Annotated in this window: 22 protein-coding genes and 1 riboswitch; of the genes, 12 read left to right on the plus strand and 10 right to left on the minus strand. The window is 72.6% G+C overall.

What is annotated here, in order from left to right; genetic code table 11:
- The first annotated feature begins 17 nt into the window (after nucleotides 1–17).
- The 5 genes from glyA (at nucleotide 18) to IF02_RS0121105 (ending at nucleotide 4,745) form a co-directional block, all read left to right on the plus strand.
- Entirely contained in the window at nucleotides 18–1,274 is a 1,257-nt protein-coding gene (gene glyA / locus IF02_RS0121085; protein WP_030159182.1) for a serine hydroxymethyltransferase, read from the plus strand.
- Between the two features lie 279 nt (nucleotides 1,275–1,553).
- Complete coding sequence (locus IF02_RS0121090; RefSeq protein WP_030159185.1) at nucleotides 1,554–2,936, plus strand: L-serine ammonia-lyase; 1,383 nt, start codon at nucleotides 1,554–1,556, stop codon at nucleotides 2,934–2,936.
- Nucleotides 2,937–3,195: 259 nt separating this feature from the next.
- Complete coding sequence (locus IF02_RS0121095) at nucleotides 3,196–3,501, plus strand: hypothetical protein (protein WP_030159186.1); 306 nt, start codon at nucleotides 3,196–3,198, stop codon at nucleotides 3,499–3,501.
- Between the two features lie 218 nt (nucleotides 3,502–3,719).
- Nucleotides 3,720–4,127, plus strand: coding sequence for an SsgA family sporulation/cell division regulator (locus IF02_RS0121100; RefSeq protein WP_030159188.1), 408 nt, complete (start codon nucleotides 3,720–3,722; stop codon nucleotides 4,125–4,127).
- 117 nt (nucleotides 4,128–4,244) lie between these two features.
- Nucleotides 4,245–4,745 (plus strand): AMIN-like domain-containing (lipo)protein, encoded by a 501-nt coding sequence (locus tag IF02_RS0121105; protein ID WP_030159190.1) that lies wholly within the window; start codon nucleotides 4,245–4,247, stop codon nucleotides 4,743–4,745.
- Nucleotides 4,746–4,804: 59 nt separating this feature from the next.
- Here the strand turns inward: IF02_RS0121105 and IF02_RS0121110 are convergent, their stop codons facing one another.
- On the minus strand, nucleotides 4,805–5,965 hold the full coding sequence (locus tag IF02_RS0121110; protein ID WP_051696413.1) for an SGNH/GDSL hydrolase family protein: 1,161 nt from the start codon (nucleotides 5,963–5,965) through the stop codon (nucleotides 4,805–4,807).
- Between the two features lie 149 nt (nucleotides 5,966–6,114).
- On the opposite strand from IF02_RS0121110, the gene IF02_RS35950 reads away from it, so the two are divergent.
- The 6 genes from IF02_RS35950 (at nucleotide 6,115) to IF02_RS0121140 (ending at nucleotide 12,604) form a co-directional block, all read left to right on the plus strand.
- Complete coding sequence (locus IF02_RS35950; protein ID WP_051696414.1) at nucleotides 6,115–9,054, plus strand: AfsR/SARP family transcriptional regulator; 2,940 nt, start codon at nucleotides 6,115–6,117, stop codon at nucleotides 9,052–9,054.
- Nucleotides 9,055–9,157: 103 nt separating this feature from the next.
- Nucleotides 9,158–9,352: riboswitch (cobalamin riboswitch) on the plus strand.
- Between the two features lie 28 nt (nucleotides 9,353–9,380).
- Nucleotides 9,381–10,091: an energy-coupling factor ABC transporter permease gene (locus tag IF02_RS0121120; protein WP_030159195.1), complete on the plus strand. Its 711-nt coding sequence runs from the start codon at nucleotides 9,381–9,383 to the stop codon at nucleotides 10,089–10,091.
- A complete protein-coding gene (locus tag IF02_RS0121125) occupies nucleotides 10,091–10,453 on the plus strand; it encodes an energy-coupling factor ABC transporter substrate-binding protein (protein WP_030159197.1) in 363 nt (120 codons plus the stop codon). The genes IF02_RS0121120 and IF02_RS0121125 overlap by 1 nt, the downstream gene beginning before the upstream one ends.
- A 3-nt stretch (nucleotides 10,454–10,456) precedes the next feature.
- Nucleotides 10,457–11,206, plus strand: coding sequence for a cobalt ECF transporter T component CbiQ (gene cbiQ, locus IF02_RS0121130; RefSeq protein WP_030159199.1), 750 nt, complete (start codon nucleotides 10,457–10,459; stop codon nucleotides 11,204–11,206).
- A complete protein-coding gene (locus IF02_RS0121135) occupies nucleotides 11,203–12,042 on the plus strand; it encodes an energy-coupling factor ABC transporter ATP-binding protein (protein ID WP_037836798.1) in 840 nt (279 codons plus the stop codon). Before cbiQ ends, IF02_RS0121135 begins: the two co-directional genes overlap by 4 nt.
- A 25-nt stretch (nucleotides 12,043–12,067) precedes the next feature.
- Complete coding sequence (locus IF02_RS0121140) at nucleotides 12,068–12,604, plus strand: PadR family transcriptional regulator (RefSeq protein ID WP_030159202.1); 537 nt, start codon at nucleotides 12,068–12,070, stop codon at nucleotides 12,602–12,604.
- A gap of 62 nt (nucleotides 12,605–12,666) precedes the next feature.
- Here IF02_RS0121140 and IF02_RS0121145 read toward each other — a convergent pair whose 3' ends face one another.
- The 9 genes from IF02_RS0121145 to IF02_RS0121190 all read right to left on the minus strand — a co-directional run bounded on the left by IF02_RS0121145 (nucleotide 12,667) and on the right by IF02_RS0121190 (nucleotide 22,263).
- Nucleotides 12,667–12,879, minus strand: coding sequence for an EF-hand domain-containing protein (locus tag IF02_RS0121145; protein ID WP_030159204.1), 213 nt, complete (start codon nucleotides 12,877–12,879; stop codon nucleotides 12,667–12,669).
- Nucleotides 12,880–12,958: 79 nt separating this feature from the next.
- Nucleotides 12,959–14,149, minus strand: a complete 1,191-nt coding sequence (locus IF02_RS0121150) for a YncE family protein (protein ID WP_030159205.1) — start codon at nucleotides 14,147–14,149, stop codon at nucleotides 12,959–12,961.
- Entirely contained in the window at nucleotides 14,146–14,925 is a 780-nt protein-coding gene (locus IF02_RS0121155; protein ID WP_030159207.1) for a polysaccharide deacetylase family protein, read from the minus strand. Before IF02_RS0121155 ends, IF02_RS0121150 begins: the two co-directional genes overlap by 4 nt.
- A 409-nt stretch (nucleotides 14,926–15,334) precedes the next feature.
- Entirely contained in the window at nucleotides 15,335–15,838 is a 504-nt protein-coding gene (locus IF02_RS0121160) for an ATP-binding protein (RefSeq protein ID WP_030159208.1), read from the minus strand.
- A 243-nt stretch (nucleotides 15,839–16,081) separates the two neighbouring features.
- Entirely contained in the window at nucleotides 16,082–16,849 is a 768-nt protein-coding gene (locus IF02_RS0121165) for an enoyl-CoA hydratase/isomerase family protein (protein WP_030159210.1), read from the minus strand.
- 85 nt (nucleotides 16,850–16,934) lie between these two features.
- Nucleotides 16,935–18,155, minus strand: a complete 1,221-nt coding sequence (locus IF02_RS0121170) for a L,D-transpeptidase (protein WP_106977333.1) — start codon at nucleotides 18,153–18,155, stop codon at nucleotides 16,935–16,937.
- A gap of 145 nt (nucleotides 18,156–18,300) precedes the next feature.
- Nucleotides 18,301–19,023 (minus strand): L,D-transpeptidase family protein, encoded by a 723-nt coding sequence (locus tag IF02_RS0121175; RefSeq protein ID WP_051696415.1) that lies wholly within the window; start codon nucleotides 19,021–19,023, stop codon nucleotides 18,301–18,303.
- On the minus strand, nucleotides 19,020–20,885 hold the full coding sequence (locus IF02_RS32570) for a choice-of-anchor A family protein (protein WP_051696416.1): 1,866 nt from the start codon (nucleotides 20,883–20,885) through the stop codon (nucleotides 19,020–19,022). The genes IF02_RS0121175 and IF02_RS32570 overlap by 4 nt, the downstream gene beginning before the upstream one ends.
- A gap of 157 nt (nucleotides 20,886–21,042) precedes the next feature.
- Nucleotides 21,043–22,263, minus strand: coding sequence for a L,D-transpeptidase (locus tag IF02_RS0121190; protein ID WP_030159217.1), 1,221 nt, complete (start codon nucleotides 22,261–22,263; stop codon nucleotides 21,043–21,045).
- A gap of 179 nt (nucleotides 22,264–22,442) precedes the next feature.
- Between IF02_RS0121190 and glgX the strand changes: the two genes are divergently transcribed.
- Nucleotides 22,443–24,749, plus strand: a complete 2,307-nt coding sequence (gene glgX / locus IF02_RS0121195) for a glycogen debranching protein GlgX (RefSeq protein WP_030159219.1) — start codon at nucleotides 22,443–22,445, stop codon at nucleotides 24,747–24,749.
- The last annotated feature ends 46 nt before the right edge of the window (nucleotides 24,750–24,795 follow it).

A 24,795-nucleotide genomic window follows, 5' to 3' on the forward strand; every position in this document is an offset into this window, starting at 1 on the left:
CACCCCAGGGGTTCCTGATGTCCGTTCTCAACACCCCCCTGCACGAGCTCGACCCCGACGTCGCCGCCGCCGTCGACGCCGAGCTCGTCCGCCAGCAGTCCACCCTGGAAATGATCGCGTCGGAGAACTTCGCTCCGGTCGCCGTCATGGAGGCCCAGGGCTCGGTCCTGACCAACAAGTACGCCGAGGGCTACCCGGGCCGCCGCTACTACGGCGGCTGCGAGCACGTCGACGTGGTCGAGCAGATCGCGATCGACCGCATCAAGGAGCTGTTCGGCGCCGAGGCCGCGAACGTCCAGCCGCACTCCGGTGCGCAGGCGAACGCCGCCGCGATGTTCGCGCTGCTGAAGCCGGGCGACACGATCATGGGCCTGAACCTGGCCCACGGCGGTCACCTGACCCACGGCATGAAGATCAACTTCTCCGGCAAGCTCTACAACGTGGTCCCGTACCACGTCGACGAGACCGGCCGGGTCGACATGGCCGAGGTCGAGCGCCTCGCCAAGGAGTCCAAGCCGCAGCTGATCGTCGCCGGCTGGTCCGCCTACCCGCGCCAGCTGGACTTCGCCGCCTTCCGCCGCATCGCGGACGAGGTCGGCGCGTTCCTGATGGTCGACATGGCGCACTTCGCCGGCCTGGTGGCCGCGGGCCTGCACCCGAACCCGGTGCCGCACGCCCACGTCGTGACCACCACCACGCACAAGACCCTCGGCGGTCCGCGCGGCGGTGTCATCCTGTCGACGCAGGAGCTGGCCAAGAAGATCAACTCCGCGGTCTTCCCCGGTCAGCAGGGCGGCCCGCTGGAGCACGTGATCGCGGCCAAGGCGGTCTCCTTCAAGGTGGCGGCCTCGCCCGAGTTCAAGGAGCGCCAGGAGCGCACCCTGGAGGGCGCGAAGATCCTCGCCGCCCGCCTGGTCCAGGACGACGTCAAGGCCGTGGGCGTGGACGTCCTCACCGGCGGCACCGACGTGCACCTGGTCCTGGTCGACCTGCGCAACTCCGAGCTGGACGGCCAGCAGGCCGAGGACCGCCTCCACGAGGTCGGCATCACGGTCAACCGGAACGCGATTCCGAACGACCCGCGGCCCCCGATGGTCACCTCGGGTCTGCGGATCGGCACGCCGGCGCTGGCCACCCGCGGTTTCGACGCCGAGGCCTTCACCGAGGTCGCCGAGATCATCGCGCAGGCGCTGAAGCCCGCCTACGACGCCGAGGACCTCAAGGCGCGCGTCTCCGCGCTCGCCGCGAAGTTCCCGCTGTACCCGACGCTCTAGGCGCCGGCCTGGAAGGGCCCGGCCCTGTTTTCCACAGGGCCGGGCCTTTCTCATGACCGGAATCGTTCGCGGACACCGTCCTGGAGCGGGAACGTGACCTGACCCACGCCCAACCGCAACCTCGCGCACCCGGTCCGGCAGACAAGCCGTTCACTTCGCCACGTTAAGCTCAGCTGTCGGACAAAATCCGAACAATCACCCCTCGCGAAGCTCCCGAACCACCCGCACCACCTCTCCTGCCCCCTCCCACCCCACGAGCAGACAAGGGAGTCCGCCACCGTGGCCATCTCCGTCTTCGATCTCTTCTCCATCGGCATCGGCCCCTCCTCCTCCCACACGGTCGGCCCGATGCGGGCCGCCCGCATGTTCGTGACCCGGCTGAAGAAGGACGGCGTACTCGCCCAGACCGCTGCGGTCCGGGCCGAGCTGTACGGCTCCCTCGGCGCGACCGGCCACGGCCACGGCACGCCCAAGGCGGTGCTGCTGGGCCTGGAGGGCCACTCCCCCCGCTCGGTGAACGTGGAGAGCGCCGACGACGAGGTGGAGCGCATCCGCAAGACCGGCCGCCTGCGGCTGCTCGGCACCGAGATAGGGAGCGCGCACGAGATCGCCTTCGACGAGCCGAGCCAGCTGATCCTGCACCGCCGCCGGTCCCTGCCGTACCACGCGAACGGCATGACGCTCTTCGCGTACGACGCCGCGGGCGCCCCGCTGCTGGAGAAGACGTACTACTCGGTAGGCGGCGGCTTCGTGGTGGACGAGGACGCGGTCGGCGAGGACCGGATCAAGCTCGACGACACGGTGCTGAAGTACCCGTTCCGCAGCGGTGACGAGATGCTGCGCATGGCCCGGGAGAGCGGCCTGTCGATCTCCGCGATGATGCTGGAGAACGAGAAGGCCTGGCGCACCGAGGAGGAGATCCGCGAGGGCCTGCTGGAGATCTGGCGGGTCATGCAGGCGTGCGTCGCGCGCGGCATGTCGCGTGAGGGCATCCTGCCGGGCGGCCTGAAGGTCCGGCGCCGGGCCGCGAACACCGCCCGCAAGCTCCGCTCCGAGGGCGACCCGCAGGCGCTCTCGATGGAGTGGATCACCCTCTACGCGATGGCCGTGAACGAGGAGAACGCGGCCGGCGGCCGGGTGGTCACCGCCCCGACGAACGGCGCCGCGGGCATCATCCCGGCGGTCCTGCACTACTACGTGAACTTCGTGCCCGGCGCCGACGAGGAAGGCGTGGTCGACTTCCTGCTGGCAGCGGGTGCGATCGGCCTGCTCTTCAAGGAGAACGCCTCGATCTCCGGCGCCGAGGTCGGCTGCCAGGGCGAGGTCGGCTCGGCCTGCTCGATGGCGGCGGGCGCCCTCGCCGAGGTCCTGGGCGGCACCCCGGAGCAGGTGGAGAACGCGGCCGAGATCGGCATGGAGCACAACCTGGGCCTGACCTGCGACCCGGTCGGCGGCCTGGTCCAGATCCCGTGCATCGAGCGCAACGGCATGGCGGCGGTCAAGGCCGTCACCGCGGCCAAGATGGCCATGCGCGGCGACGGCACCCACAAGGTCTCCCTCGACAAGGTCATCAAGACCATGAAGGAGACCGGCGCCGACATGAAGATCAAGTACAAGGAAACCGCCCGCGGCGGCCTGGCGGTCAACGTCATCGAATGCTGATCCTCTGATCCGGCACGCATGACGAAGGAGGGGCCCAGCGCACTGCGCCGGGCCCCTCCGGCGTTCCACAACACGGTGAATTCGCAGGCCAATTGAGGTTTGCCGGGAGTTGATCACGCTTGAGGGCGAACCCTCCGCCCCGGGCTGGTCTCTCGATGATCACGTGCGCCATGGTGATCACGTGACGTCGCGGCCACACCCCCGGCGGTCGGCCAACCGCCTTGGACCGCAGCCTTTTTGTGTACTGGAGGACTTCATCATGGCAAGCAACCGCAGCATCCGTGTCCTGGCGGCTGTCGCAGCGCTCCCCTTCGCCGTCGCGCTCTTCGCGGGCACGGCCCAGGCCGACAACGGAGCCGGTGCGGGCGTCTCGTCCAACGCCGCCGTCGGCGAGATCCTCGGCAGCGGGGTCGCCGGCAGCAACACCGGCAACTCCTCCACCACCCAGCAGATCGCCACGGGCTCCGGGGCGTCCAACCAGAACAACGGCGCCCAGGCCAACGGCGCCGGCTTCACCGCCATCGGGCAGTCCAACGACTCGTTGGTGTTCCACCCCGTCCCGTAACGGCCCGGTGACGCGGCGGCCCGCCCTCCCCCCGGAGGGCGGGCCGCTTCGCGTTCCCGCCCGCGTTCCTGTGAGAAGACGGGCCCAGCGGCCCCCGGGGTCGGGACCTTCGGCCCGCGGGGGCGGCCGCGGGGTGGGCTAGCTTGCCCGAGGGGGCCCGAGAGAGCCCGAGAGGGCCGCAAGCCCCCCGGCCGGGACACGACAGAGAGGCGCAGCGCATGGACGGCATCGAGTACCGCGTCCTCCCGCTCCGGCTGGAGGCCTCGCCCGAGCCCGTGCCGGTGTGCGGGGCCTTCACGTACCGCCGCGACCGGCCCTACGAGCTGGCGCTCGACTTCCGGGGCGCCGGGATGCACCTGGCGCGCTGGGTGTTCTCCCGGGACCTGCTGCTCGACGGGGAGACCTGCGCGACGGGCGAGGGGGACATCCAGGTGTGGCCGCGCTGGCAGGGCGGGGAGCCGCGGGTCTTCCTCGCCTTCAGGAACGGCGAGCAGAGCTGTGTGGTGTCCGCCCGGGCGAAGGACGTACGGACGCTGTGCCGGCGGCTGGTCGCTCTGGTGCCGCGGGGCGAGGAGCGGCGGCACTACGACCTCGACGCCGAGCTCAGCACCCTCCTGCCCCGGTAGGGGAGGATTGGGGGAAGTTTCCTCCGATTGGTCCGGTTTGGGTGCAACCAATGCGCCTGCCGGGAGTGTCCTCAGCAGTGACACCGGTCCCCGCCTCCGAAGAACCAGGGGGACGTCATGAACCACCTCCGCCGCCGGCAGCTCGTGGCCCTCGCCACAGGTGCGCTGCTCACCGCCGGGATCACCCTCGCCGCTCCTGCCTCGGCCGCCGTCCGGCCCACGCCGCTCGTCGTGAACGCCCGCTGGGGCGGGCACTGCACGTACGACCGCATCGTCATCGACCTGCGGGGATACGTTCCCCGGGCCACCGTCACCCGCGTCCCCCGGCTGGTCCACGACGGGTCCGGCGCACCCGTCCCGCTGGCCGGGAAGTACTTCCTGGAGATCCGGCTGCATCCCGCCGCGGCGCACAACCGCGCGGGCGACAGCACGTACCGCGGGCCGAAGCTGGTCAAGATCCACCTGCCGCAGCTGAAGGGCCTGGCCCTGACCGGCGACTTCGAGGGGTACGTGACCTTCGGCGCCGCCTTCGGCGCCAAGCCCTCCGTCAGCTCCTTCAAGCTGCACGCGCCCGAACGGTTCGTGCTGGACGTCGCACACCGCAACGTGTGCCGATAGAGGCAGGAGCGAGGGGTGGGCGGGCGCCGCCGGGTGCCCGCCCGCCCCGCTCCGCGGGGTCAGCCCGCCGGGCGGATCCGCATGTGGCTCGGGTCCCCGTTGCCGAACCAGTCCTGCGTGCACGCGTACCGGCCCGGCGCGGCCGCGCCCACCAGCCCGAGGCAGGCGGCCAGCGCCCGCTGCCCGTGGGCGTTCGGGTGCATGGACTCCTCCAGCGTGCCTTGCGTGTTCACGTAGTCCAGGAAGCGGAACCACTCGTCCTGGCGCGCGTCCGGGCCCCTCTGGCCCACCTGCTCCGTGCCGAGCGAGCACACCTCGTGCCCGGCCAGCGCGTCGCGCAGGTCCATGTAGTCGGTGCCGCGGGCCCCGGCCACCGCCTTGACCATGTCGCTGATCTGCGGGACGAGCGTGTAGGCCGCCCAGGTCGCGTCGCGGTCGTTGAAGGGGCAGCCGTCCTTGAACATGCGGTCGGAGTCGTTCTGCGACAGCCGGAAGGACTCCCCGCCCGGGATGGGCGACGGGTAGGACTGCAGGACCAGCCGGTAGTCCCCGTCCGCGTAGCCGGCCGCCCGCATGGTGGCCCGTATGTCGTCGACCACCGCCGTGACCTTGGCCCGCACGCCCGGCAGCTTCTGCTCGACGACCGGGGCCTGCGTCTTCCAGCACAGCCGCTTGAAGTACCAGTCGTACGCGCAGTCGCCGATGATCGTGCCGAAGCCGAGGTCGTTCCCGCCGATGGACAGGGCGATCACCTTGACCCGCTTGGCGCGGGCGAGGGCGGCGAGCCGGTCGGTCTGCGGGGCCTCGCCCTGGTACGGCCGCCCGCCCGCGGCGGCGCTCAGGACGTTGACGGTCTCGGCTCCGGAACAGGCGAGGTTGACGCGCTCGTCGATGCCGGGCAGCGGGGCGGTGGCGATCTCCGAGACGTCGGAGCGGTGGCAGCCGCCGACCGCGCCGGTGCTTGCGTAGACCTTGCCCGGGTCGTACTTCGAACCACCGGTCCAGGCGCGGTCGGTGCCGCTGCGGCTGCCGTCGTAGCGGTCGGTGTTGCCGAGCCAGCGGCCGCCCTCGCCGGAGATGAAGCTGTCGCCCATCGCGACGGCGACGGTGGGGCCGACGGGGGCCGCCTCGGCGGGAGGCGCGGTCAGGCCGGCCAGGCCGAGGAGCGCGACGGTCAGCAGCGCGGCGCCCCGGGAGGCGGTGCGCGTGCGGGTACGCATGGGGGATGTCCTCTCGAATCGGTGGGGAGGCGGCCGAAGACGCGGAAGCGGAAGGGGAGCGACCCCTGCTCCGACCGGGTGGCCAGACGTTACGATCGGCGCCCACCGACGGCCCATCCGCGGCCCATCCGTCCGCCCTCGGAGTGCCCATGGCCCTCGCTTTCACGCTGCTCGGGCCGGTCGAAGCGAGCATGGACGGCCGCCCGTTGGCGATCGGCGGACCGCGCAACCGCAGGGTGCTGGCAGCGCTGCTGCTGGAGGCGGGGCGCGTGGTCCCGTCGTCCGGACTGGCGGCGGCGGTGTGGGACGACCCGCCGGCCACGGCGCGGGAACAGCTGCAGAACGTGGCGGCGGCGCTGCGGCGCCTCGGCCTCCCGGTGGCCCGGACGGACGCGGGATTCCTGCTGGAGCCGGGACAAGCACTGCTGGACGTACGGGAGTTCGCGCGGCTGCGGCGAGCGGCCGACTCGGCGCAGGGGCCGGCGCGAAGGCGCGCCCTCCTGAGCGAGGCGCTGGACCTGTGGCGGGGCCCCCTTGCGCTGGGCGGGCTTCGGGGGCGCGTCTTCGAGTCGGCGACGGCCCGGTTGGCGCAGGCCCGGCTGAACTGCGTCGAACAGGCGCTGGCCGCCGACCTGGAGCTCGGCCGGCATGCGGAGGTGTGCGGTGAACTGGCCGCGCTCAGCGCCGAACACCCCTTGCGGGAGCGGCTGGTGGAGCTGCACCTGCTGGCCCTGTACCGCGCGGGCCGCCGCGGCGAGGCCCTCGACGCGTACGCCCGGGCCCGCATCCGGCTCGCCGACGAGACGGGCCTGGACCCCGGCCCGGAACTGCGCGCCCTGCACGCGGCGCTCCTCGCCGACGCGGATGCACTGCGCGGGCCGGCTGCGCTGCCGGCCGCGGCTCCGGCGCCGGCCCCGGCACCGGCGCTTCGCCCGGCGGAGGGCGGGGGCCTCGGCGGAGGCGGCCCCCGCCCTGCCCAGTTGCCCGATGGCGGCGGGGCGTTCGTCGGGCGCGAGCGGGAGGTCGAGCTGCTGTGTCAGGTGGTTCGGCGGGGCGGGGTGGGGGTGGTCGGCGGGCCGGCCGGGGTCGGGAAGACCGCGCTCGCGCTGCGCGTGGCGCACGGCCTGAGCGCCGGGTTCCCCGACGGGCAGCTGTACGTCGACCTGCGCGGCGCCGATCCGGCCGCCGCCGCCGATCCCGCCGAGGTCCTCGCGGGGTTCCTGCGCGGGCTCGGCGTCGACGGGGCCGCCGTGCCCGCCGATCCGGGTGAGCGCGGGGCGCTCTACCGCAGCCTGGTCGCGGACCGGCGGGTCCTCGTGGTCCTGGACAACGCGGCGACCGAGGCCCAGGTCCGGGCCCTGCTGCCGGGGCCGGCGGCGCAAGGCTGCGCCGTGCTCGTCACCAGCCGCCGCCGGCTCCCCGCACCCGACCGGACGACGACCGCCCTCACGCTCCCGCTGCTCGACGAGGCCGGCGCCCTCGCCCTGCTCGGCCGGATCGCCGGGCCCGAGCGGGTCGCCGCCGAGGCCGCCGCCGCCCGGGAACTGGTGCGGCTGTGCGGGCGGCTGCCGCTCGCACTGCGGATCGTCGGCGCCGAGCTGGCCGCGCTCCCCCACCGGGAACTCGCCCCGCTCGCCGCGCGTTTGGAAGACGAGCGGGCCCGGCTCGACGTGCTCGACGGGGTACGGGCCGGCCTGCGGCTCAGCTACCGCGCGCTGCCCGGCGACGCCCGCACCCTCCTGCGCGGGCTGGCGCTGCTCGACGCCCCCGACTGCGCGGCCTGGACGGCGGCGGCCGTCCTCGACCGCCCGCCGGCCACCGCCGAGCAGGCCCTCGACGCCCTCACCGCAGCCCACCTGCTGGAGGTGGCCGGCCGGGACGAGGCGGGCGGGCTGCGCTACCGCATGCACGACCTCGTCCGCGCCTTCGGCCGGGAGCTCGCCGGTCCCGCCGCCACCCGCGCGGAGCCGGTGCTGCGCCGGGTGCTGGCCTGCTGGGTGGCCCTCGTACGGGAGGGCCGCCGCGCCCACCAGGGCCTGGACTACCCCGGGCTCGGCGCGGCACGGCCGGCGGACCGCGCCCCCGACCACCGCCCCGACCCGGCCCTGCTCGCCGGGGTGCGGGCCGATCCGGTGCGCTGGCTGGGGGCCGAGCGGGACGCGCTGGTGGCGACCGTACGGCAGGCCGCGCGGGTGGATCCGTACGCCTGCCGGGAGCTCGCGGCGGCCGGGGAGTACGTGTTCGACCTGCGCAGCGACCTGGCCGGGTGGCAGGCGGTCCAGGAGGCGGGGCTCGCCGCGGCGCGGGCCGCGGGCGACCGGACCGGCGAGGCGGTGCTGCTGGTCGGGCTCGGCCGGCTGCGCGCCTGCCGTGAGGAATGGGGGCCGGCCCGGGACATCCTGACGGCCGGCGAGGCCCTGTTCCGGCAGCTCGGGGACGCGCACGGGGCGGCGTACGCGGGCTGGGTGCTCTCGTACCTGGACCGGATCCAGGGCCGGCACGAGGAGGCGCTGCGCCGCTGCCGCAACGGGGCGGCCGTCTTCGAGGCGGCCGGCGACCGCTACGGCCAGGCGCATTCGCTGCGCGGCATCGGCCAGGTGCTCCTCGCGCGCGGCGAGAGCGCGCGCGCCCTGGAACTGCTGCGGGAGGCCCTGGCCGTGGCGGAGCTGGGCGGCGCGGCCTGGCCCCGGATGTGCATGCTGCGCTGGGTCGCGGACGCGCAGCGGATGCGGGGGCACCTGGACGAGGCGGCGGCCGGCTTCCGCGAGGTCCTCGCCCACACGGAGGGCTCGGGGGACCTCGCCGGGCAGAGCGCGGCCCGGATCGGGCTGGGCCGGATCGCCCTGGCCCGCGGGGACACGGCGCAGGCGCTGCGCCAGCTGCGTTCGGCGGACGGACTGGGCCGCCGCTCGGGCCAGAGCCTCGTACGCGCACTGGCGGCGGCGCCGCTGGCCCGGGCGCTGCTGGCGTCCGGGGACGCGCCGGCGGCCCGCGCCCTGCTGGAGGAGGCACTGGCCGGCTGCCGCCGCATGAACGCCCAACCCCTGCTGGCGCTATTGGAGTCGGCGCTGGCCGACGTACCGGCGTAGGCGGGCCGCGCGCTGCGCGGTGGCGGCCGGGGCCGGGGCCGGGGCCGGGCCGCCGGCCGAACGCACCCGTTCGGGCCGGGTTGGTGCCGGTCCGTCCGTCCGACTAGGGTCATCGGGCCTTGGTGTTCGGGAAACCGGTGGAGAACCGGTGCGGCCCTCGCCACTGTGAACGGGAAGTCCGGCTCCATCCTGCGGGAGGCCACTGGGCGGCGCGGGAGGTTCCGCACCGCCCGGGAAGGCGGAGCCAGGGCATCAGCACCCGTGAGCCAGGAGACCGGCCGGGGCGCGTTGTCCATCCACGAGGTGCTGGAGAGGTCTCCCCACTCATGCATATAGCCGAGGGGTTCCTGCCCCCTTTGCACGCGGTCGCCTGGGGCGCCGCGTCCGCTCCGTTCGTCGTCCACGGTGTCCGCGCCCTCACCCGCGAGGTGAAGGCGAACCCGGAGAGCACGCTGCTGCTCGGGGCGTCCGGAGCGTTCACTTTCGTCCTGTCCGCCTTGAAGATCCCGTCGGTGACGGGCAGTTGCTCGCACCCCACCGGGACCGGGCTCGGGGCGATCCTGTTCCGGCCGCCGATCATGGCGGTGCTCGGCACGATCACCCTGCTCTTCCAGGCGCTGCTGCTGGCGCACGGCGGGCTGACCACCCTCGGCGCGAACGTCTTCTCGATGGCGATCGCCGGGCCCTGGGCGGGGTACGGGGTCTACCTGCTGCTGAAGCGCTTCGGCGTCCCGCTGATGGTGACCGTCTTCTTCGGCGCCTTCTTCGCCGACCTGGTCACCTACTGCGTGACCTCCGTGCAGCTGGCGCTGGCCTTCCCGGACCCGGGTACCGGGATCCCGGGCGCCCTCGCGAAGTTCGGGGGCATCTTCGCGGTGACCCAGATCCCGCTCGCGGTGAGCGAGGGGCTGCTGACGGTGCTCGTGATGCGGCTGCTGATGCAGTCGAGCAAGTCGGACCTGGTCCGGCTGGGCGTGGCGAAGCTCAGCGGGCGCGGTGGGCGCAGTGGGAGCAGCGGACAGGAGGCGACGGTCTGATGAGCCGGAACGCGAAGATCAACGGCCTGCTGCTGCTCCTGGTGGCGGCGCTGGCCGTACTGCCGATCGCGCTGGGGATGGGCGAGGGCAAGGAGGAGCCGTTCACGGGCGCCGACGCGCAGGCGGAGACGGCGATCAGCGAGCTGAAGCCGGACTACGAACCGTGGTTCTCGCCGCTGTACGAACCGCCCTCCGGGGAGGTGGAGTCGGCGCTGTTCGCCCTCCAGGCGGCACTGGGCGCGGGCGTGCTCGCGTACTACTTCGGCGTCCGCAAGGGCCGCCGCCAGGCCGCGGCCGCCGCGAGTGCCGCTGCCGCGAGTACCGCGGGCGCCGCCTCGGACCCCGCCGCCGCGGAGTCGTAGGCGGTGCTGCCGATCGACGTGGCGGCGCACGGCAGTCGGTGGCGCCGCCGCCATCCCCTGGAGAAGGCCCTGCTGGGGCTCGGGCTGACGGTCACCGCCGTCTGCCTGCCGCCCTGGCCCGGCGGGCCGCTGGTCGCCGCCGCCACGCTGGCCGTGCTCCTCGGCCCGGCGGGCGTGGCCGGGCGTCAGCTGTGGCGGGCCTTCCGGATCCCGCTGGGCTTCTGCTTCACCGGCGCGCTGCCGCTGCTCGTCGCCGTCGGCGGCCCGGCCGGGTTCGTCTCGCTGGCGCCCGACGGCCCCCGGCACGCCGCCGAGCTGCTGCTGCGGACCTCGGCGGCCTCCCTCGGGGTGCTGCTGTTCGCGTTCACCACGCCCGTCTCGGACGTCCTGCCCCGGCTGGTCCGGGCCGGGGTACCGGCCCCGGTGGTGGACGTGGCCCTGGTCATGTACCGCATCGGCTTCCTGCTGCTGGACTCGATGGCCCAGGTCCGGCGCGCCCAGGCGGCCCGGCTCGGCCAGTCCGGGCGGGCGGCGGTGTGGCGTTCGCTGGCCGGGCTCGCCGCCACCTCCTTCGTACGGGCCTTCGATCGCGCGGCACGGCTCCAGGAGGGCCTGGCCGGGCGCGGCTACGACGGCGCGCTGCGGGTCCTCGTACCGCAGGCGGCCCTGTCGTGGCGTTTCCTGGCGGCGTCGGGGGCCCTGCTGGCGGCCCTGATCACCCTGACCCTCACCCTGAAGGGGCTGTACTTGTGAACCCGTTGGACCGGTTGAACCCGCTGGTGGAACTGGCCGGCGCCGGCTACGCGTACGAGGACGGCCCGACGGTCCTCGCCGACGTGGACTTCGCCATCGCCGAGGGCCGGGCGCTGGTCCTGCTGGGCCGCAACGGCAGCGGGAAGACCACGCTGATGCGGCTGCTGAGCGGGGGCCTGCGGCCCGGCTCGGGGTCGCTGCTCCTCGACGGCACGGCGGTCTCGTACGACCGGGCGGGGCTGACCCGTCTGCGCACGGCGGTGCAGCTGGTGGTCCAGGACCCGGACGACCAGCTGTTCGCGGCCTCGGTGGAGCAGGACGTGTCGTTCGGCCCGATGAACCTGGGGCTGCCGGCGGACGAGGTCCGCGCCCGGGTGGACTCGGCGCTCGCCGCGCTGGACATCACGGCGCTGCGGGACCGCCCGACGCACCTGCTCTCGTACGGCCAGCGCAAGCGCGCGGCGATCGCGGGGGCGGTGGCGATGGCTCCGCGGGTGCTGATCCTGGACGAGCCGACGGCCGGCCTGGACCCGGACGGACAGGAGCGCCTGCTGGACGTCCTGGCGAGGCTGCGCGCGGCCGGCACCACGGTGGTGATGGCCACGCACGACGTCGACCTGGCGGTCCGCTGGGCCGACGACGCGGCGGTCCTGACCCCGTCGGGCATCCGCACGGGCCCGGCGCAGACCCTCCTGTCGGACCCGGAGCTCCTGGCCGCGGCGGGACTGCGCCAGGCCTGGTCCCCGGCGGTGGCGTCCTTCCTCCGCGCCCACGCCCTGCTGGCACCCCAGGACCCGGGCCCGAAAACCCCGGAAGCCCTGTCCGCCTGGCGCTGAGGAGCGGCATCCCTAGGATGGCGGCATGTCGCTGCCGCACGCCATCCTCACCGCCCTGATGGAGAAGCCCTCGTCGGGGCTGGAGCTGACGCGGCGGTTCGACAAGTCGATCGGGTACTTCTGGTCCGCGACGCATCAGCAGATCTACCGCGAGCTCGGCCGGCTGGAGGAGGCCGGGCTGATCCGGGCGCTGCCCAGCGAGGTGCCCGTACGGGGGCAGAAGAAGCAGTACGAGGTCCTGGACGCCGGCAGCGCGGAGCTGGCCCGGTGGGTCGGCGAGAGCCAGGACCCGAAGGCCATCCGGGATCCGCTGCTGCTGCGGATCCGGGCGGCCGCCGTGGTGGGGCCGCACGGGCTGGCCGCGGAGCTGCGGCGCCATCTGGAGCTGCACCGGCGGCAGCTGGCGGTCTACGAGGCCATCGAGGAGAGGGACTTCCCGCCGGGGCGGGACTCCGACGAGGACCGGCTGCGGCGGCTCGTCCTGCACGGCGGCACCGGTCTGGAGACGTTCTGGCTGCGCTGGCTGGAGGAGGCCCTGGCCGAGGTCGAGGACATGGCCTGACCAAGGCAGAGCCCCCGCCCGCCCGGCAGGCGGGCGGTGCGGGGGCTCTCGCAAGGGCTGGCTTACTTGTTCAGGGCGGCCCAGAACTCGTCGAAGCTCATGCGGCCGTCGCCGTTCGCGTCCTTGGCGGCGATCACGGCATCCGCGACGGCGCCGGTGACGAACGCGTCGCCCATCGCCTTCATGGCCGCGCTGTACTCGTCCGCCGTGACGAAGCCGTCACCGTCCGCGTCGAACTTGCCGAACGTCGCCCGCGCGCTCTCGATGTCAGCCACTGGGATCCACCCCTTCTCGGTGCTTGTTGACCGGCCAAGGGTAGCGGCAGTCACCCCCCGCCCCGTCCGGGGGCCTTGCCTAGCGGAAGATCCCCGTGTGGCCGAGGGAGTAGCGGCCCGGCTGCGGGTAGACGGCCAGGCCGTGCGGGCCGCCGCCCACCCGGATCTTGGCGAGCTGCTGACCGGTCGCCGTGTCGATCGCGTAGACCTCGGAGTTGTAGCGCCCCGACAGCCACAGCACCTTGCCGTCCGCGGAGACGCCGCCCATGTCCGGGCTGCCGCCCTCCGGCAGCTCCCACTTCTTCGTGAGCTTGTTCTGCCTGAAGTCGAAGACGGAGATGCTTCCCTCGCCCCGGTTGGAGATGTACATCTCCCTGGAGTCGCGGCTCACGTACAGGCCGTGCGTGCCCTTCCCGGTGGGCAGCAGCTTGGGGATGTCGAACTTGTCCCCGCTGAGCACCCACATGCCGTCCGCCATCATGTCCGCGACGTAGAAGGTCTTCCCGTCCGGGGAGACCTTCACGTCCTGCGGCATCGCGCCCTCGTACGGCAGCTTCTGCTGGCCGACGACCTCCATCTTCTCGGTGTCGACCTTGAGGAGCTCGCCGGAGAACTCGCAGCTCACGATGAAGTACCGGCCGTCGGCGGAGAAGTCCGCGTGGTTGACCCCGAAGCAGGTCACCGGGACCGTCTTGACCCGGTTCATCGTGTGCGGATCGCGGAAGACCAGCTCGCGGTCCATGGACGCCATCACGACCGCGTACTTGCCGTTCGGCGTGAAGTACAGGTTGTACGGGTCGTGCACCTCGACCGGCTCGCCCGCCTCGCCCGTGGCCGGGTTGATCGGGGTGAGCGTGTGGCCGCGGTTGTTGTTGACCCACAGGGTCTTCATGTCCCAGGAGGGGACGACGTGCTGGGGCTGGATCCCGACCGGGATGGTGTCGATGACCTTGTACGTCTTCGGGTCGATGACGGACACCGTGTTGGAGGTGGTGTTCGGCACGTAGACGCGCGACGGGAAGTCCTTCACCAGCGGCGAGAGGTTGTTCGGCCGGTCGGCCGCGTACACGTCCTTCGGGTCGAGGAGCGGCGGCATGCCGGCCAGGCCGGGCGGTACGGCCGGGACGGCCTTGACGGGCTGCCTGGCCGGGGCCGCGGAGCCGAGCGCCTCGGCGGGCTCCTTGTCGGCCGCTCCGCAGCCGGCCAGGGCGGCGAGGACCAGACCGGCCAGCAGCACGGTGGCCTTCCGGGGAAGGCGGGTGGTCGTCATGAGGTCAGCAGCTCCGTGGTGGTCACCGCGCGCAGCTTCCGGCGCGCGAGTTCTTCGAGGAGGGGCGGCATCGCGTCGACCGTGTCCGCGTAGCCGAAGTGCAGGCTCACCACCGATCCGCCGTGGATCGTCCCGGTGACGGTGCGGATGACGGCCGCGGCACCGGGCGAGGTGAAGTCGAGGGAGTCCACGTCGTACGAGAGGACGTGCGGGTAGCCCGCCCGCCGGGCCAGCTCCTTGACGAGCGGGGTGGCGTACTGGGTCTGGGAGGGCCGGAACCAGGTGCCGATGGAGCCGGTGAGCCGCTTCAGCCGCTGGGCGCAGCCGGTGATCTCGGCGTAGGCCTCCGCCTCGGGCATGTCGTTGATCGCGAGGTGGCGCTGGGTGTGGTTGCCGAGCTCGTGGCCGCCGTCGAGGACCCGGCGGGCCATGTCGGGGTGGGCGTCGAGCCAGCTGCCGATCGCCAGTACGGTGACCCGCGCGCCCGCCTTCTCGGCCTCGGCCAGTACGGCCCGGGCGATGGCGGGGTCCCCGTTGCCGTGGAAGGTGAGGGCGACCAGGGGGCGGTCGCGCGGACCGTGCGCGATCTCGTCGGGCTGGCCGGGGAACCGGCGCGGGGCGGCGGCGGCCCGGACGGGGGCGGGTTTCGCCGAGGGCGCCTGGGCGGGCGGGCCGGCGGGCGTACGGGCGCCGGTGCCGCAGGCGGCGGTGAGGGCGCCGACGGCGGCCGCGGCTCCGGCGCGGAGGGCGGTTCGGCGGTCCGGGTAGCAGAGCACCTGCCCATTTAAGGGGTGGATGCCATGGAAGATAACGATTGACCCATTTCGGGACCTTCATCGGAGTGCACCCGGATGAGGGGGTGTCCGGTATTCGATCAATGAATCACACGGAGCGATGGATAGTCATTCAATGATTGTGAGGCGAGTGGCCCACCTCACCTAGGATTTATCCCGAAACTCTTACTATTTGCACACTTATGTCCAGGTTGGGACTTTTGGTGTTTGGTCGCCCGTCTGCCATAGTCGGAATCACGGCTTCCCCATTGACCCGAGCGAAGTCGCCACGCCGAGGATCACACCCCCTTCGATCCTCGGCGCATCCATGAAGCCCCCACGACGCCCCATCACGGCGACCGGGGGCTTCAGGCATTCCAGGGGGCCTGCGCCCGCGCGGGGCGGTCGGCGCTCAGCGGTCGGCCACCCTCATCTCGAACCAGGTGATCTTGCCGCGCGGCAGCAGGTCGGCGCCCCAGCGGTCGGAGAGCTTGTCGACGAGGAAGAGCCCCCGCCCGGTGGTGTCCAGCTCGTGCACCGGCATCAGGCAGGGCAGCCCGCGCGAGGGGTCGCGCACCTCGACCCGGATCCAGCCGCGCCGCCGGTGCATCCGTAAGCCGAAGGACCGGGCGCCCGTGTGCCGGACCGCGTTGCCGACGAGCTCGGAGACCAGCAGGACGGTGTGCTCGGACACCTGCGGGGAGAAACCCCAGAAACGGATCACCACGTACTGGGTGAGCCGGCGGGCCCTGCTCGCCGACTCCGGCATGGACGGCAGGATCACTTCCGCCTCAGCCGGATTCCCGTACAACTCCAGTGCCTTGAGACCCTGTTCGTCCTCAAGAGCCGCCGTCAGCCGTACGGCGGCGGCGCTGTTGCGCTGCCGCGGCTGTTCCACACCCTCCAGGCCCGCCATGAACCCATCATGGACGGCCGATGCGCCCGCCCGGGCCGTTCCGCAGGAAAACACCCCCCGGAATCATTGATTCCAAGGGGGCGTTCCGTCATATGCGCGGGGCAACCGGAGAGCCGTGGGACCACCCTGATCTGCGGTGACCCACCGCTCCCGGAAGATCACCCGCAGTCGATCTCCACCACTCCTTAAGGCTCCCTTAAGGCCTGGCTAATCCACCCCTAGGGAGGACCAACGGCTTTCCGGCTAGACGAACTTCGCCTTGCCCGGGCCCTCTTCGACGAAGCTGCGCATGCCGCGCTCGCGGTCCTCGGTGGCGAACAGGCCCGCGAACCAGTTGCGTTCGATGGTCAGGCCGGTGTCGATGTCCGCCTCCAGGCCCGCGTCCACGCACTCCTTGGCGGCGCGCAGCGCGATCGCCGGGCCCTGGGCCAGCTTGGCGGCCCAGGCGTGCGCTTGCTCGTACACCTCGGCGGCGGGCACGACCCGGTCCACGAGACCGAGGGCGAGCGCCTCATCGGCCTTGACCATGCGGCCGGTGAAGATCAGGTCCTTGGCCTTGGACGGGCCGATCAGCCGGGACAGCCGCTGGGTGCCGCCGGCCCCCGGGATCAGGCCCAGCAGGATCTCGGGCTGGCCGAGCTTCGCGTTGTCGGCGGCGATCCGGTAGTCGGCGCACAGCGCGAGCTCGCAACCGCCGCCGAGGGCGTAGCCGGTGACGGCGGCCACGACCGGCTTGGGGATCCGGGCCACGGCGGTGAACGCGTCCTGGAGCGCGCGGGACCTGGCGATCATCGCCGCGTGGTCCATCGTCTGCATCTCCTTGATGTCCGCGCCGGCCGCGAACACCTTCTCGCCGCCGTAGATGATCACCGCGCGTACGTCGGCCCGGTCGGTGGCCTCCACCGCGAGCTCGCGCAGCCGGTCCTGGGTGGCGATGTCCAGGGCGTTCATGGGCGGCCGGTCCAGGCGGAGGGTGCCGACGCCTTCGGAGACTTCGAGAGAGAGGGTCATACGCGAAGGTTAGCGGCGGTTAACGGGGAATGGCCCGGTGCTGTGGGTCACAGCACCGGGCCACTCGACTACGTACGGGGGAGGACTACTTGATCCACTCCGCCCAGTCCATGTTCCAGCCGTTGAGGCCGTTGTCCGGGGCGATCTGCTTGTCCTTGGAGTTCTTCACGATGACGACGTCGCCGATCAGCGACTCGTTGAAGAACCAGGCGGCGGGCTGATTGCCGTCACCCGCGCCGCGGACGTCCTTGAGGCCCACGCAGCCGTGGCTGACGTTCTCGGAGCCGAACGTGCCCGAGGAGGCCCAGTAGTTGCCGTGGACGAAGGTGCCCGACTGCGACAGGCGCATCGCGTGCGGGACGTCCGAGATGTCGTACTCGCCGCCGAAGCCGACGGTCGCGCCGTTCATCCGGGTCACCTTGTACTTCTCGCTGATGACCATCTGCCCGTTGTACGTGGTCGTCGACGGGGCGCCCGCGGTGATCGGGAGGTCCTTGAGCACCTGGCCGTCACGGACGACCTGCATCGTGTGCTCGCTCGCGTCGACCGTGGAGACCTGCGAGCGGCCGATGGTGAAGGTGACCGTACGGGTCTGCTTGCCGTAGACGCCGGGACGGCCTTCGACACCGTCGAGGGCGATCTTCACGGTGACCTTGGTGCCCGCCGCCCAGTACTTCTCGGGGCGGAAGTCGAGGCGGTCGTTGCCGAACCAGTGGCCCTCGACCGGGACCGACGGCTCTGCCGTCACCGTGATGGCCTTCTCGACGGCCTCGGTGTTGGTGATGCCGCGGGTGAAGTTGAACGACACCGGCATGCCCACGCCGACGGTCTCGCCGTCCTCGGGCGTGTAGTGGCCGACGAAGGTGTTGGTCGGGGTGAGAGTGGTGAACGTGGTGTCCTTGGCGGACTCGCGGCCGGCCTCGTCCTTGGCGACGGCGTGCACCTTGTACTCGGTGGCGGCGGCCAGGTTGCGGGCGGGCTCCCAGCTCGCGCCGTCCTCGGCGAGCTTGCCGTCGACGGCGTTGCCCTTGGTGTCGGCGACGGTCACCGTGGTGAGCTTGCCGCCGGTGGTGGTTATCTTCAGGATGCCGCTCGTGGCGACCTCCTTGGCCCCATCGTCCGGCTTGACGTTGACCACGGCCTTGGACGCCTCGGTGCCGTTCTTGCCGCCTCCGCCGGCGCCGTTGTCGCCGCCTCCCCCACCCGTGTTGCCGCCGCCGCTGCACGCACTGGTGAGCAGCAGTGCCGCTCCGAGCAGGAGGGCCGGCAGGCCGGTGCGGCGGGCGCGGCCGCGTATCGGCTGCAGGTTCACTCTTATTCTCCCCATGTCCCCCGCGCGCGGACAGTCGCGCGCATGTCGACAGGAAATCACACGGGGGGATCACGAAGAGAAACGGTCTTGTCACCGTTCCGTCCCAAGAGGAGGGAACACCCGGCGGACCGGGGCGGGCTCAGTCCTCGGTACCGGGTTTGGTGCCCCAGACGTAGACGGCGTCGCCCTCGTCCAGCAGGTTCCACAGGCGTTCGGCGTCCGGTACGGAGAGGTTGACGCAGCCGGCCGAGCCGCCGTGCGCGTAGAGGTCCCCGGGACGGCCGTGCAGGGCCTGGCCCCCGTCGAAGAACTGGGCGTACGGCATGGGGGCGTTGTCGTACAGCGTGGACTCGTGGTCCTTGCTGCGCCAGTAGATCTCGTGCCAGCCGGGGCGGGTCTCCTGGTCGTCGCGGCCGGTGCGGACGGGTACGGGCGGGAAGACGACGCCGCTGCCGCGCTGGACCCACAGCAGTTGCCGGTCGAGGTCCACGCAGGTCACCCGGCCGGTGCGGACGGGGCAGGCGCCGTCGGCGTTGGGGCGGGCACGGGCGGCCACGGCGGCCATCGTGCGGTAGGTGGCGAGGCCGGGGTAACCGTCGGCGGGGGTGATGCCGTTGGCGCTCTGGAAGGCGCGGACGGCCGCGCAGTCGGCCGGGGACTGCGTCCCGTCGACGGGACGCCCGAGGTGGGCCTCCAGCTTGCGCTGGTAGGGCCCGGTGCCGGCGGTACAGGCGGGCTCGGGGGCGGCCGCCAGGGCCGCGTGCGCCGGGGCCGGCGCCGTCAGGGCGAGTACGGCGGCGGCCAGGACGGCCGCGGCCGCGCCTCGTACCGCGGGTACGGGCACGGGTGCTCCTGCGGTCATACGGGCCTCCTCGGGCCCTTGCCCCCGTCGTCCTTGCCCTTGCCCTTGCCGTGGTCGTCGCGCCGGTTGTCCACCGTCACCACCAGCGTGTGGCCGGGGGTCTGCTCGTCGAGGCGCAGCGGCCCGGTCACCCCGTCGTCCGGCAGCACGTAGCCCTCGGGTACGTCCGTCTCCCGCAGGTAGTACGCGCCCGACTCCAGGTACTCGAAGGTGCAGACGCCCCCGCCGTCGGTCGCGCAGCCCGCCTTGACCAGGACGTCGGCGTTGATGCCCGCGGCCTGCAGGCCCTCGGTCCCGTTGCTCTCCTTCCAGACCTCGAACACCGCGCCGCGCAGCGGCCGCTTGGTCTTGGCGTCCTTCTTCAGGACCTCCAGCACCCCGCGGTACTCCTTGCCGTTGACGACGGTGGCCGTGATACCGGTGGTGACGTCCGCCCCGGTGAGGACCACCGTGGTCACCGGCTGCGCGGGCAGTTCGTAGCCCGCGGGGGCGACGGTCTCGCGCCAGTGGTAGGTACCGGGCTCCACCAACCGCCCGCACCGGCCGTCGGCTCCGGTGACGCACGTGTTCTCGACGAGCGTGTCCGGGGAGCCTCCTGCGCCGTCCGTCTGGAGGCCGGTCTGTCCGTTGGTCTCGCGCCACAGCTCGAAGTGCGCCTCGGCCAGCGGATTGCCGCTCTCGTCCCGCTTGAGGACGGAGACCGATCCGGTGACGGGTACGGGCGGGGTCACGGCGCAGTCGGGCAGATCGCCGTTGAAGGGGTACGCGTGGAGCTCCTGGCCGCCGCCGAGGCCGTGGACGCTGGTGTGGGTGAGCGTGCCGGTGGTGAAGAAGCGGCCGTTCATGCCGGGCAGGGTGACCGTGGTCTGTGAGGCCTGCTCGCCGATGAGCACGGCGCCCTGGAACTGGCCGCTGCCCTGGAGGTGAACGGTCGTGGCGTCCGGGAAGTTCCACAGCAGCCGGGTCCGCAGCGCGTTCCAGGGGCTGTGGGTATCGCTGATGGTGCCGCTGTAGGTGCTGATGGTGCGGCTGGTGCCGAGGACGTTGACGAGGACGGTGGCGTCCGCCGGGATCCGGTCGAAGCGGACGCCGATCGCGCCGCCCGCGCCGCCGCCTCTTCCCCCGGACACCAGGTTGAAGTCGACGTTGAAGACCTGGAGTTTCGAGACGCCGTCCCCGGTGAAGACCGTGGTCCCGGAGGCGTTGACGGCCGTGCCGGTGGCCGTACGGGGCTGCCCGTCGACCCGCGCGTAGCACTTGCTGGCGGCGGTGAGCCGGTCGCGCAGGCCGGCGTACTTGGTCACGGCGACCGTGTCGTTGACCAGCGTGCCGGTGACCCGGCCGGGGCCGGGTGCGGTGCCGGCGTACCGGACCACGCCGCCGTCGGAGATCAGCCGCTCACCGGTGGCGATGTGGACGTCCTGGCCGGCGGCGAGGAAGTCGGAGCCGGGCGGGGGCTGCACCAGGGAGCCGGCGCCGACGATGCCGATGTTGTAGGCCTGGCCGGCCTGCGGGTCCTTGTCCTGGTCGAAGCTGCCGAGGACGACGACCTTGCCCTCGGCCTCGGCCGCGCGTTCGCGGACCCGGAAGTCCCCGCCGACGAAGACGTTGACGGCGTCGTCGTAGCCCCTGGCCACGGTGCCGACGTCGACCGGCGGGAACGGATCGGGGCACCGGCCCGGGACGCAGGGGCCGAGGCCGTCCGGCAGCGGGGCGCGCAGGGCGGCCCGCGCCGGTGCCCGTCCCTGCGCAGACCGGTCCGCACCGGGACCCGCGCCGGGACCCGCCGCGAGGGCCGTGGAGGCACCGACGGCCAGAACGGCTCCGACCGCGAGCCCGAGGGTCCAGTTCCTTGCTGACATGGCGCTCCGTCCGTCTCCTGGCGCTGCTGCGCTGCTGCGCTGCGGCGCCGCTCGGCTGGAGCAAGCTGAGCGCAGGACCAGGCGTGTCGGACGCAGGACACACTCGGACTACGGCATTCCGGTATGACGATCACTCGACTGGTGCGTCCGGCGGACGTCAGGTGATGGCGGAGCCCGCGACCCAGTCCGCCCAGGACATGTTCCATCCGCCCAGCCCGTTGTTCGGGGCGACCGTCTTGTCCTGGGAGTTCACGACCTCCACCACGTCCCCGACCAGGGTCCGGTCGAAGAACCAGCCGGCCGGGGTGTCCGAACCGCCGCCCTTGTCGTCACGCAGCCCCACGCAGCCGTGGCTGGTGTTGGTGGAGCCGAAGGTGTCGGGGCTGGCCCAGTAGTTCCCGTGCAGGAAGGTCCCGGAGGTGGTGAGCCGCATGGCGTGCGGGACGTCGGGGATGTCGTACTCGCCGCCGAACCCGACGGTCTGGCCGTTCATCCGGGTCACGTCGAACATCTCCAGCACCACCATCTTGCCGTTGTAGGTGGTGTTCTTGGGCGCTCCGGCGCTGATCGGGAGGGTCTGGACCAGCTTCCCCTCGCGTCGGACCTCCATCGTGTGCGCCTCCGCGTCCACGAGGGAGATCTGGGAGCGGCCGACCGTGAAGGTGACGGACTTGTCCTGGATGCCGTACGAGCCGGGCGCGCCCTGCACGTCCCGCAGGTTCATGGTGATGGTGACCTCGGTGCCGGGCTTCCAGTACTGCCTGGGCCGGAAGTCGAGGCGCTCCTTGCCGAACCAGTGGCCGACGACCTGCACCGGGGGCTTGGAGGTGATGGTGATGGCCCGCTCGACGTCGGCGCGGTTCGCGATCGACCGGTTGAAGTTGAAGGAGACGATCATGCCGGTGCCGACGGTGGAGCGGTTCTCGGGCTTGAAGTAGCCGATGAACCGCTCCTCGGGGACGTAGGTGGTGAAGGTGGTGTGCCGGGCCTGGCGGCGGTTGTGGCCGTCGAGGGCGACCGCGTCCACCGTGTACTTGGCGGCGAGCGCGAGCCGGCCGCCCTCGGTGTCGGGGCTCCAGCTGAGGCCGTCGGGGGCGATGGAGCCGGGCACGCGCTCCTCCTGGGCGTCCTCGACCTTGGTCACCACGACCCGTTCGAGGCGGCCCTCGGGCACTCTGACGGTCAGCGGGCCCTCGGCCGGGACCCCCTTGGCGTTGTCCTCGGGGGTGATCCGGATGGCCTCGTCGGGCGACCGGGGCTTGCCGGGAAGCTGGATCTCGACGGGGGAACCGCCGCTCGCGGTGCATCCGGCCAGGCCGCCCAGCAGGCCCGCCCATGCCGCCACGGCGGCCAAGCCCGCCCCTGCCCGCCTCGTCAGAAGTGTCACGATCCCTCCAACGACCGGGCCCTCCGGGGGAAACGTGAGCGCGGGCCACGTTCCGGGCAGATCTCTCCGGGCAGAACAGTGGGAAGGACCAGACGGGGGCGGGCCCTGGCAGGGACGCCGGGGTCGCACTGCCTTCCCCCGCCGGTACCCAGGAGCCGTGGAGGCGGGCAGTGTCGAGCGCAGCCGAGCAAGAGGCGGTGGATACCGCCGCCATGGAGTCAGTGACCTCAGTGACCTCAGTGGAGTCGCCCGCCCCGCATGTCAACGGTCAGCGGAGCGGGCCGCTGGTACAGGGTCGCGAGTCGGCCTTACGGGCCGTCGCGCGCTCGGGGCCCCCGGTGTGGCCGGGGTCCTCGCACCCGCTGGGGGCGCGGTTCCGTACCGGCCCGGACGGGACGGCGGGCACCAACTTCGCGCTGTGGGCGCAGGGCGCGGAGGCGGTGGAGGTGTGCCTCTTCGATGCGGAGGGCGCCGAGACCCGGTGTGCGCTGACCGAGCTGACGCACGAGATCTGGCACGGCTTCCTGCCCGGGGTGCGCCCCGGGCAGCGGTACGGGTTCCGGGTGCACGGCCGCTGGGACCCCTGGACGGGGGCCCGGTTCAATCCGGCCAAGCTGCTGCTGGACCCGTACGCCCGGGCCGTCGACGGGGACTTCGCGCTGCCGCCGGAGGTGTACGGGCACGTCCGCGACTGGCCGCAGCAGTACATCGCGGACACCGTGCGCGACGACCGCGACTCGGCGCCGTACGTGCCCAAGGGGGTCGTCGTCCACGATGACGACGACTGGGCGGACGACGTCCGGCCGAAGACCCCGTGGGCCGATTCGGTGATCTACGAGCTGCACGTGCGCGGGTTCACGATGCGCCATCCGGGTGTTCCCGAGGAGCTGCGCGGCACGTACGCGGGCCTGGCCCATCCCGCGGCGGTGGAGCACCTGGTGAAGCTGGGCGTGACGGCGGTCGAACTGCTGCCGGTGCACCAGTTCGCGCACGAGGACCACCTGCTGCGCCGGGGCCTGCGCAACCACTGGGGCTACAACTCGATCGGCTACTTCGCCCCGCACGCCGGCTACTCCTCGTCCGGTACGGCCGGCCAGCAGGTCGGCGAGTTCAAGCGGATGGTGCGGGCCCTGCACGCGGCCGGGATCGAGGTCATCCTCGACGTGGTCTACAACCACACGGCGGAGGCGGGCGAGCTCGGCCCGACGCTGTCGCTGCGCGGGATCGACAACCGGGGCTACTACCGGCTCCAGTCCGACCAGCGCCGGTACGCCGACTACACGGGCTGCGGAAACACCCTGCACGCGGGGCGCCCGCACGTGCTGCGACTCATCACGGATTCGCTGCGCTACTGGGTGACGGAGATGGGGGTGGACGGGTTCCGCTTCGACCTGGCGGCGGCACTGGCCCGCTCGATGCACGACGTGGACATGCTGTCGCCGTTCCTCGCGGTGATCGCCCAGGACCCGGTGCTGCGGCGGGTCAAGCTGATCGCCGAGCCCTGGGACGTGGGCTCGGGCGGCTACCAGGTGGGGGCGTTCCCGCCGCTGTGGACGGAGTGGAACGACCGGTACCGCGATGCCGTACGGGACTTCTGGCGGGGCGCGCTGCCCGACGTACGGGACCTCGGGTACCGATTGTCGGGCTCCAGCGACCTGTACGCGTGGGGCGGGCGGCGACCGTACGCCTCGGTGAACTTCGTGACGGCGCACGACGGCTTCACCCTGCGCGACCTGGTGTCGTACGAGCGCAAGCACAACGAGGCCAACGGGGAGGCGGGCCGCGACGGGACCAACGACAACCGCTCGTGGAACTGCGGGGTGGAGGGTGAGACGGACGATGCCCGGATCGGGGTGCTGCGGCGGCGGCAGCTGCGCAATCTGCTGACCACGCTGCTGCTGTCGACCGGGGTGCCGATGCTGGTGGCCGGGGACGAGTTCGGGCGGACGCAGGGCGGCAACAACAACGCGTACTGCCAGGACAACGAGACGGGCTGGGTGGACTGGTCGCTGCTGGAGGATCCGGCCTGGCGGGAGCTGTTCGCGCTGGCCGCGCGGCTGGTGGCGCTGCGCCAGGAGCATCCGGTGCTGCGCCGGCGGGCCTTCTTCTCGGGGCGGCCGCAGGGCGCGGACGGGCTGCGGGACCTGGCCTGGTTCACCCCGGCGGGCACGGAGATGACCGAGCGGGACTGGTACGCCCCGGCCGCCGCGCTCGGCATGTACCTGTCGGGGCGGGACATTCCGGGCCGCGACGAGCGGGGGCGGCAGGTCGCCGACGACAGCTTCCTGGCCCTGCTGCACGCCGGGGACCGGCCGGTGGCGTGGGTGCTGCCGGGCGCTCCGTGGGCGGCGGTCTACGAGCTGGTGCTGGACACCGCGCGGGAGGACCAGGCCGCGCCGCCCGGCACCCGGCACCGGGGCGGGGAGACGCTGACGGTGCCGGCCCGGTCGGTGCTGCTGCTGCGGGTGGTCGGCTGAGGCGGGTGGCGCACCGGTGGCCGGCTGGGGCGGGTGGTCGGCCGAA

The organism is Streptomyces sp. NRRL S-244 (genome assembly GCF_000717915.1).
GTDB lineage: Bacteria > Actinomycetota > Actinomycetes > Streptomycetales > Streptomycetaceae > Streptomyces.

Excerpts from the sequence above, each read along its gene's own strand:
- IF02_RS0121120 (WP_030159195.1), top strand. The coding sequence starts at position 9,381 with ATGCATATAGCCGAGGGGTTCCTGCCCCCTTTGCACGCGGTCGCCTGG.
- IF02_RS0121140 (WP_030159202.1), top strand. The coding sequence starts at position 12,068 with ATGTCGCTGCCGCACGCCATCCTCACCGCCCTGATGGAGAAGCCCTCG.
- glyA (WP_030159182.1), top strand. The coding sequence starts at position 18 with ATGTCCGTTCTCAACACCCCCCTGCACGAGCTCGACCCCGACGTCGCC.
- IF02_RS0121100 (WP_030159188.1), top strand. The coding sequence starts at position 3,720 with ATGGACGGCATCGAGTACCGCGTCCTCCCGCTCCGGCTGGAGGCCTCG.
- IF02_RS0121125 (WP_030159197.1), top strand. The coding sequence starts at position 10,091 with ATGAGCCGGAACGCGAAGATCAACGGCCTGCTGCTGCTCCTGGTGGCG.
- IF02_RS0121165 (WP_030159210.1), bottom strand. The coding sequence starts at position 16,849 with ATGACCCTCTCTCTCGAAGTCTCCGAAGGCGTCGGCACCCTCCGCCTG.
- IF02_RS32570 (WP_051696416.1), bottom strand. The coding sequence starts at position 20,885 with ATGTCAGCAAGGAACTGGACCCTCGGGCTCGCGGTCGGAGCCGTTCTG.
- IF02_RS0121095 (WP_030159186.1), top strand. The coding sequence starts at position 3,196 with ATGGCAAGCAACCGCAGCATCCGTGTCCTGGCGGCTGTCGCAGCGCTC.
- IF02_RS0121105 (WP_030159190.1), top strand. The coding sequence starts at position 4,245 with ATGAACCACCTCCGCCGCCGGCAGCTCGTGGCCCTCGCCACAGGTGCG.
- IF02_RS35950 (WP_051696414.1), top strand. The coding sequence starts at position 6,115 with ATGGCCCTCGCTTTCACGCTGCTCGGGCCGGTCGAAGCGAGCATGGAC.
- IF02_RS0121175 (WP_051696415.1), bottom strand. The coding sequence starts at position 19,023 with ATGACCGCAGGAGCACCCGTGCCCGTACCCGCGGTACGAGGCGCGGCC.
- IF02_RS0121150 (WP_030159205.1), bottom strand. The coding sequence starts at position 14,149 with ATGACGACCACCCGCCTTCCCCGGAAGGCCACCGTGCTGCTGGCCGGT.
- IF02_RS0121110 (WP_051696413.1), bottom strand. The coding sequence starts at position 5,965 with ATGCGTACCCGCACGCGCACCGCCTCCCGGGGCGCCGCGCTGCTGACC.
- IF02_RS0121160 (WP_030159208.1), bottom strand. The coding sequence starts at position 15,838 with ATGGCGGGCCTGGAGGGTGTGGAACAGCCGCGGCAGCGCAACAGCGCC.